General features: G+C 71.9%; 5 protein-coding genes. 4 read left to right on the top strand and 1 reads right to left on the bottom strand.

Going from position 1 to position 7,848, the window contains the following annotated elements; translation table 11 throughout:
* Positions 1 to 31: 31 nt before the first annotated feature.
* Positions 32 to 1,420, bottom strand: a complete 1,389-nt coding sequence (locus ACFVGO_RS24585; protein WP_359912792.1) for a condensation domain-containing protein — start codon at positions 1,418 to 1,420, stop codon at positions 32 to 34.
* Between the two features lie 192 nt (positions 1,421 to 1,612).
* Between ACFVGO_RS24585 and ACFVGO_RS24580 the strand changes: the two genes are divergently transcribed.
* From ACFVGO_RS24580 to ACFVGO_RS24565, 4 genes are all read left to right on the top strand, one after another.
* On the top strand, positions 1,613 to 2,854 hold the full coding sequence (locus tag ACFVGO_RS24580) for an acyl-CoA dehydrogenase family protein (protein ID WP_359912789.1): 1,242 nt from the start codon (positions 1,613 to 1,615) through the stop codon (positions 2,852 to 2,854).
* A gap of 28 nt (positions 2,855 to 2,882) precedes the next feature.
* Entirely contained in the window at positions 2,883 to 4,259 is a 1,377-nt protein-coding gene (locus ACFVGO_RS24575) for an FAD-binding oxidoreductase (RefSeq protein WP_380634034.1), read from the top strand.
* A 555-nt stretch (positions 4,260 to 4,814) separates the two neighbouring features.
* Positions 4,815 to 6,743, top strand: a complete 1,929-nt coding sequence (locus ACFVGO_RS24570; protein WP_359912795.1) for a CRTAC1 family protein — start codon at positions 4,815 to 4,817, stop codon at positions 6,741 to 6,743.
* Positions 6,740 to 7,756 (top strand): enediyne biosynthesis protein, encoded by a 1,017-nt coding sequence (locus ACFVGO_RS24565; protein WP_359912783.1) that lies wholly within the window; start codon positions 6,740 to 6,742, stop codon positions 7,754 to 7,756. The genes ACFVGO_RS24570 and ACFVGO_RS24565 overlap by 4 nt, the downstream gene beginning before the upstream one ends.
* The last annotated feature ends 92 nt before the right edge of the window (positions 7,757 to 7,848 follow it).

The raw sequence follows: 7,848 nt of genomic DNA, 5'->3' as shown, positions 1-7,848 counted from the left end.
GCACGCGGCGGGGACCGTCGGCCCCAGTGGTTCAGGAACGCTCGGTACGGAGGTCCAGGGGCGCGTCCGGCGCGCCGACCAGCTCCCGCAGCACCTCGCGGAAGCGGTCCACCTGCTCCGCCACCGAGCTCTCGTCGTAGAGGTTGCTGTTGTACTGGATGCCCGCCACCACGTCCCCGGCCGGGTCGAGGTTGAGCGTCCACAGCGCGCCGTTGGGCACGTCCGAGCCCACCGGCTGCGAGGTGAGCCGGCGCCGCACCTCGGTGTACTCCAGGTCCCCGATCAGCTCCCCGTCCAGCAGGAACGGGAACGGGAAGACCTGGAAGACACAGGCCGCCCGGCCGTCCTCCAGCGTCGGCAGCATCAACTCCGGTGCCTGGCCGAGGATCTGCCCGAACGGGATGTCGTGGGCGTACGCCTCCAGGCTGGTGGTGCGGATCCGGGCGACCACCTCGGCGAAGTCGCGCGACCCGGCGAGCTCGGTGCACAGCGGGAGGAAGTTGAAGAACGGCCCGACCGTGTGGTGGAAGCGGTCCTCGCCGCGGCCCGGCGAGAAGGTCGGCACCACCACCCGGGTCGTTCCGGAGGAGCGCGCGACCATCACCGCGAACGCGCCCATCAGCACCATGAACGGCGTGCTGCGCAGCGCCCGGCCGATCTCCACCGCCCGCGCGGTCAGTTCGGCGTCGACGGTGAAGCGGTGGATGGCGGTGGACTCCGGCAGGCCGGCCGACTTCGGCCGGTCGGTGGCCACCGAGTAGATCTCGGCGCCGGCCAGCTGCTCCCGCCAGAAGGCGCGCGACTCCTCCAGCGCCGGATCCGCCGCGTACTCCCGCTGCCACGCCGAGAACTCGCGGTACGGCAGGGCCACCGGCAGCTCGGGCTGGGTGTGCCCGCGGCGCTCGGCGTAGCGGACGGCGAGATCGCGGATGATCAGCCGCACCGACCAGCCGTCGGCCGCCGTGTGGTGCACGACGAGGGCCAGGACCGCGTCCTCCTCGTCGAAGCGGAGCAGGGTGGCCTTCAGCAGCGGGAGTTCCCGCGCGCTGATGGTGCCCGACTCCACCTCGGTGATCAGGTCCTCCACCGCCCGCTCGCGCGCCGCCGGATCCGCCCCGGTCAGCTCCCGCAGCTCCAGCCGGACCGGGGTCGGCGGATGGATCTCCTGGTACCGCTCGCCCTCGCCCCGGACGATGGCCGTGCGCAGGGCCTCGTGCCGCACCACCACGTCGTCCAGGGCCAGCTGCAGCGTCGCGGCGTCGACCTTCCCGCGCAGACGCCAGCCGTGCACGATGTGGAACCGCGGGCCGAACGGCCCCTCGTCGTCACCGCGGTCGAAGCCGCAGAGGAATTCCTGGTTGAAGGAGAGTGGCGTCCTGCTCGCCGGTGCGTTCGACTGCGGCTTTCCATTGGGGCTCATGGGGAATTCCTCTCACGGAGTCCGGGGCGAATTCGCCCCGGAACCGTAGCAACGGCCCCCCGGCCGTGGGTTCTTCGATCGTGCTGGCAATCCGGGAGATGCGCACCGGCCGGGCCGCGGGCCAGGCTGGCCGGGAAAGTCCATCCAGCTTCGGTGGAACGCCCGCCCGAACCGTAGAGGAGCTGCGCCGCAATGACGGTCGCCATGAACGCCGCAGGGTCCGGCTCGCCGCAGCCGCCCGAGCCCGGTCTGACACCCGGGGAGATCATCGCCAGGGCCGAGGCCATCGCGCCGCTCCTGGTGCCCCGGCAAGCCGAGACCGAACAGCGCACCTACTACGCCCAGGACACCCACGAGGCGTTCGCCGGGGCCGGCTTCTACCGGATCCTCGTGCCCAAGCGCTACGGGGGCTACGAGTTCGGCATCGACACCTTCCTGCGGGTCGCGATGACGCTGGCCCGCGGCTGCCCGTCGACCGGGTGGATGTACTGCCTCGGCGCCACCCACGCCCTGCCCGCGGCCTCGCTGTTCGACGAGCGGGCGCAGGCCGAGCTCTTCGCCGGCGGCGACTTCATCTGCCCGGCCACCATCGTGCCGAACGGGAAGGCCGAGCGCGCCGAGGACGGCGGCTGGCGGATCGACGGCACCTGGAACTACTGCTCGGGCTCGCCGTACGCGACGCACTTCATGGGTCACGTCCCGGTGCCCGGCGAGGCCGGCGAACCGCCCGCGCCGATGCTCTTCGTCGCTCCGCGCGCCGAGTTCCGCCGGCTCGACGACTGGGGCGGCCAGCTGGGCCTCAAGGGCAGCGGCTCGCACAGCATCGTGATCGAGGACGGCCGGGTCCCGGAGCACCTGACGCTCCCGCGGACGCACATGAGCGAGGTCGTCGTCGACGGGGGCACGCCCGGCTACCGGCTGCACGGCAACCCGGAGTACGGCGGCGGCTCGCTCAGCTTCATGCTCCTGGAGGTGGCCTCGCTCGCCGTGGGCATGGCCCAGGGCGCGCTGGACGCCTACGAGGAGCTGATGCTCTCCCGCACGACGCTGTTCCCGCCGGTGGTCACCCGCGCCGAGGACCCGGACTACCAGTTCTGGTACGGCGAGGCGGCCGGCATGATCGCCACGGCCGAGGCGGCCGTGCTGCAGGCGATCGCCCAGTGGCAGGAGCTGTGCGCCCGGGGGCCGGGCGCCTTCACCCGGGAGAACGACCTGCGCCTGGCCACCATCTGCCGCGAGGTGATCCGGCTGTGCTGGCACGCCGTGGAGGGGCAGCTGTTCCCGACGGCGGGTTCGAGCGCGGTGCGGCAGGGGGAGCGGATCGAGCGGGTCTGGCGCGACCTGTCCACGCTGCACAGCCACTCCGGGATCGGGGTCTTCCTGTCCGCGGTGACCACCCGGGAGCTGGCCCGTGCCCGGTTCGGCGTCAAGTGACCCGTCAACGAGCCGAGGAGCTCCTGCCATGACCGAGACCGAGGACGCCGTCGCGCTGCCCGGGGAGCGTGCCTTCGCCGCCGCGACCGCCGTGTTCAACCTGGCCGCGCCGGTGCGGCCCGCGGCGGCGGTGACGGTCCGCACCGTCGGACAGGTCCGGTCGGCGCTGCGCCACGCCCAGCGCGCTGGCCGGTGGGTCCGGGTGCACACCACCGGGCACGCCTCCGGCTCGGCCCGCCCGATGGACGAATCCCTGCTCCTCCGCACCGAGCCCGCGGGCCCGGTCGTGATCGACCCGGTGGCCCGCACCGCCCGCGTCCCGGCGGGAACGCGCTGGGGCGCGGTGGTCGAGGCCGCCGCCGGGTACGGGCTGGCGGCGCCGCACGGCACCTCGCCCACGGTCGGCGTGGTCGGCTACCTGCTGCGCGGCGGGATCAGCTTCTACGGCCGCCGGGCCGGGCTCGCCGTGAACAGCGTCCGGGCGATCGAACTCGTCACCCCGGACGGCGAGTTCCGCCGCGTCTCGGCGACCGCCGACCCCGAGCTGTTCTGGGCCCTGCGCGGGGGCGGCGGCGGACTCGGCGTCGTCACCGCGATCGAGATCGCGCTCTTCCCGGCGGCCCGGGTGGTCACCGGCGCCGCCTTCTGGCCCGCCGCGCACGGCCCCGAGCTGCTGTCCCGCTGGCTGAGCTGGACCCGGGACGCCCCGGAGGCCGTCACCACCGCGTTCCGGGTGATGAACCTGCCGGCCGTGCCGGAGATCCCGCCGGTCCTGACCGGCGGTCCGGTGCTGTGCCTGGCCGGGGTGGTGCTCAGCCCGACCGAGGACGGCCTGGCGACCGCCGAACGCCAGGCCGCCGACCTGCTCGGCCGGTTCCGCTCGGTGGCCGAGCCGGTGCTGGACACCTGGGAGACCACCACCCCGTCGGCCGTGGTCCGCACCCACATGGACCCGACCGATCCGGTGCCGGTGGTGGGGGACCACCTGCTGCTCTCCGAACTCGGCGCGGACGGCGCGGAGGCGTTCCTCCGGGTGCTCGGCGAGGGCTCGGGATCGCCACTGGTCAACGCCGAACTCCGGCAGCTCGGCGGCGCGCTCGCGGTGCCGGATCCGGACGGCGGGGCACTGAGCCACCTCGACGCCGCCTTCGCCTTCACCGCCGGCGGCCTGGCGCTCGACCCGGCCGCGACGGCGGCGGCCCGGGCGCACTGCGCCGAGGTCCGCTCCGCCCTGACGCCCTGGGACACCGGCCGGACCGCGCCGACCCTGGTCGAGCGGCTGGAGCAGCCGCAGCGGCACCTGTCCGCGGCCGACGTCGAACGGGTGGACCGGGTGCGCCGCCGGGTGGACCCCGCCGGGTGGCTGCGCCACGACGTGCCGCCGGGGGCCTCCGCCCGCTACTGACCGCCGCCGAGCGCGCGCCGCCCGGCGGCCGCGTGCGCGCCCGCCGTCGAACCACCTGCTGTCGAAGCGCCCTCCGTCGTCCGTTCGGAGGGCGCTTCGGCGTGTTCCCGGCCGTCCGGCCGGCGCTCGCTGCCCGCCACTCGCCGTCCGCCACTCGCCGTCCGCCACTCGCCGTCCGCCGCCCGCCGTCCGCCACTCGCCGATCGCCACTCGCCGATCGCGGACGGCGGATCACCCTTTTCCGATCACGCCGCCGGAGATTATTTCGGCGGGAAAACAATTGGCAAAAGCCGTTCCCGGCCGGTGAGCAATGTGAGAGATGCCTTTGCGGGCGTCCGGCGTTCATGCTCGTGCAGTAGACCTGCGAGTGAAGTGGGATTCACCGTCGCATTTCGGGACCGCGGCACCAGGACCCCGGGCCTTTTCGGCCCGTAGGAGTCGGCCGCGGGAGTGCACTCGATGCGAAAGCAGGGTCGTACGCGATCTGCCGAGAGGGGAATTTCGGTGACAAACCGTGAACGATTCCGCAGACTGGTACCGGGCCTGGTGGTGATCATGGTGGCCGCCTCGCTGTTCTTCGCGGCGCGGAGCTCGGTCGCGGTGGCCGGGGCGGAAGGGGTCGCGAAGCAGTACGGCTTCAAGGAAATGCCCATCGCGATGCCGCCCGGCTACGACCAGCAGCCGATGAAGACGGTCCGGAAGGTGAACCCGGCCTACCAGAAGATCCGTTCGTGGATCTCCTCGGTCGGGGCCAGCATCGCGATCAACGACCTCACCGGGCACGGTGTGGCCAACAGCATGTGCATCGTCGACACCAGGACCGACAGCGTCGTCGTGACGTACACGCCGACCGCCCGGCAGGCCGACCGGTTCACGCCGTTCGTGCTGGACGGCAAGCCGCTGCCGATGGACGACACCATGGCGCCCACCGGCTGCACACCCGGCGACTTCAACAGCGACGGCCGGATGGACCTCCTGGTGACGTACTGGGGCCGCACGCCCATCCTGTTCATGGCCAAGTCGGACGCGACGACCCCCGCCGCGAGCTCCTACGTGCCGCGCGAGCTGGTGGCCTCGGAGTCGCTGGACGGGAAGTACCACGGCCCGCGCTGGAACACCGACGCGGACTACGTCGGCGACCTCGACGGCAGCGGACACCCGTCGATCGTGATCGGCAACTACTTCCCCGACTCCGACGTCCTCGACCCCAACGGTCTGAAGAACGTCGTGATGAACGACTCGCTGTCCAGTGCCAAGAACGCCGGCGGCGACCACGTCCTGCGCTGGCAGCAGAGCACCTCGGGGCCCGAGCCCACGGCGTCGTACGTGGAGGAGAAGGGTGCCATCCCCTTCGACGCGTCGACCGGATGGACCCTGGCGATCTCCGGCGCCGACCTGACCGGTGACGGACTGCCCGAGCTGTACGTCGCCAACGACTTCGGTCACGGGCACCTGCTGTACAACCGGTCGACGCCCGGGCACATCGAGCTCACCGAGGCCAAGGGCGAGCGCACTCCGACCACGCCCAAGTCGTTCGTGCTCGGCAACGGTTCCTTCAAGGGCATGGGCGTCGACTTCGGCGACCTCGGCCACGACGGCAAGTTCGACATGATGGTCAGCAACATCACCGTCGCCTGGGGCCTGGAGGAGAGCAACTTCGTCTGGATCAACAAGGCCAAGGACGAAGCCGACATGCGGAACAAGCTCGACGCCGGCATCGCGCCGTTCACCCAGGAGGCCCAGGAGCACGGCATGGCCTGGACCGGCTGGGGCTGGGACGCCAAGATGGGCGACTTCCTCAACAGCGGCGACCTCAACGTCCTCCAGGCCACCGGCTTCGTGAAGGGCAAGATCAACCGCTGGCCGTGGCTGCAGGAGATGGCCATGACCAACGACGACCTGCTGTCCAACCCCGCGATGTGGCCCAACGTCCAGCCCGGTGACGACATCGCCGGGGACGAGGCGATCGCCTTCTACGCCAAGACCCCCGACGGCCCGTACGTCAACATCAGCGAGCAACTGGGCATCGCCGTGCCCACCCCGACCCGCGGCCTCGCCACCGGCGACACCACCGGGACCGGCCGGCTGGACTTCGCGGTGGCCCGCCAGTGGGGCCCGCCCGCCTTCTACGCCAACACCTCGCCCAACCTGGGCAACCAGCTGAACCTGCGGCTCTACCGGCCGACCGCCGAGGGCGGGGCGGGCGAGGGCCTGGTGAACTCCGGGTCGCCGGCGTACGGCGCCACCGTGTGCGTGATGACCCCGGACGGCACCCAGATCTCCCAGCTCGACGGCGGCGGTGGCCACGGCGGCTTCCGCAGCTTCGACACGCGCTTCGGCCTCGGCTCCCACCAGGGTCCGGTCACCGTCGAGCTGCGGTGGCGGGACGCGAACGGCGGGATGCACAAGAAGACCGAGCAGCTCACCGCCGGTACGCACACCCTGATGCTGACCAGCGACGCCCAGGAGGTCCCGAACCGATGAGCGCCACCGCGCAGTCCCGCCCCGGCGGCGCCCCGGCCGCCGCGCCCCCCGCGCCCGCCGCCCCCGCGAAGCCCAAGGATCCGCGCTACCTCGCCCTGCGCAACTTCGCGATCTCCATCAGCGTGTTCAACACCTTCGGCTACACCCTGCTCGGCTTCGAACAGCCCTGGCTGTGGCCGTTCATCGCGGTGTTCACCGCCTACACCTGCGAGATCTGCTTCGAGCTGGTCAGCGGCTGGGCCCAGCGGCGCCCGCCGCGCTTCCTGGGCAACGGGGTGCGCGGGGTCTACGAGTTCCTGCTGCCCGCCCACATCACGGCGCTCGCGGTCAACATGCTGACCTACGGGAACAACCAGCTGCTGCCGATGTTCTTCGGAGTGGTCATCGGCGTCGGCGGCAAGCACGCCCTGCAGGCGCCGATCGCCGGCCGGATGCGGCACTACATGAACCCGTCCAACTTCGGGATCACGATGTCGCTGGTGTGCTTCGGGTCCTGGTTCAGCATCGCGCCGCCGTACCAGTTCACGGAGAACGCGAACACCTTCTTCCGGGTCATGATCCCGCTGATCATCGCCACCGCGGGAACGGTGATCAACGCGCTGCTCACCAAGCGGACGCCGCTGATCGTCGGCTGGCTCGGCGCGTTCGCCATCCAGGCGTTCGTCCGGCACTGGATCTGGGACGTCTCGCTGTACTCCGCGCTCGGCGCGATGACCGGCGTCGCCTTCGTGCTGTTCACCAACTACATGATCAGCGACCCGGGTACGACGCCGATGAAGGCCAAGGCCCAGTTCATGTTCGGCTCCTCGGTCGCCATGGTCTACGCGGTCCTGATGGTGTTCAACGTGGTCTACACGCTCTTCTACGCCACCACCATCGTCTGCGCCCTGCGCGGGATCGGCTGGTGGGTCGCGCACCTGATCAAGCGGTCCCGGCAGGCGGACTCCGCCGGGGCGGGCGCCCCGGACGGGACGGCCGCGCAGCCGCAGCAGGTCGGGGCGGTCGCGGCCTGAGGCACCCGCGTGCGACACCGCGCACGACACCGCAACGGCGCTGTGGCGCTGCCCGCTCGGGGCAGCGCCACAGCGCCGTTTCCCGGCCCGCC

Origin of the sequence: Kitasatospora sp. NPDC057738, from assembly GCF_042798815.1 — a bacterium.
Lineage (GTDB): Bacteria > Actinomycetota > Actinomycetes > Streptomycetales > Streptomycetaceae > Kitasatospora > Kitasatospora lactacystinica.
This window is presented reverse-complemented; position numbering and strand designations above follow the sequence as displayed.

Coding starts and splice junctions, on each gene's coding strand:
- ACFVGO_RS24585 (WP_359912792.1), bottom strand. CDS start 1,420: ATGAGCCCCAATGGAAAGCCGCAGTCGAACGCACCGGCGAGCAGGACG.
- ACFVGO_RS24580 (WP_359912789.1), top strand. CDS start 1,613: ATGACGGTCGCCATGAACGCCGCAGGGTCCGGCTCGCCGCAGCCGCCC.
- ACFVGO_RS24575 (WP_380634034.1), top strand. CDS start 2,883: ATGACCGAGACCGAGGACGCCGTCGCGCTGCCCGGGGAGCGTGCCTTC.
- ACFVGO_RS24570 (WP_359912795.1), top strand. CDS start 4,815: ATGGTGGCCGCCTCGCTGTTCTTCGCGGCGCGGAGCTCGGTCGCGGTG.
- ACFVGO_RS24565 (WP_359912783.1), top strand. CDS start 6,740: ATGAGCGCCACCGCGCAGTCCCGCCCCGGCGGCGCCCCGGCCGCCGCG.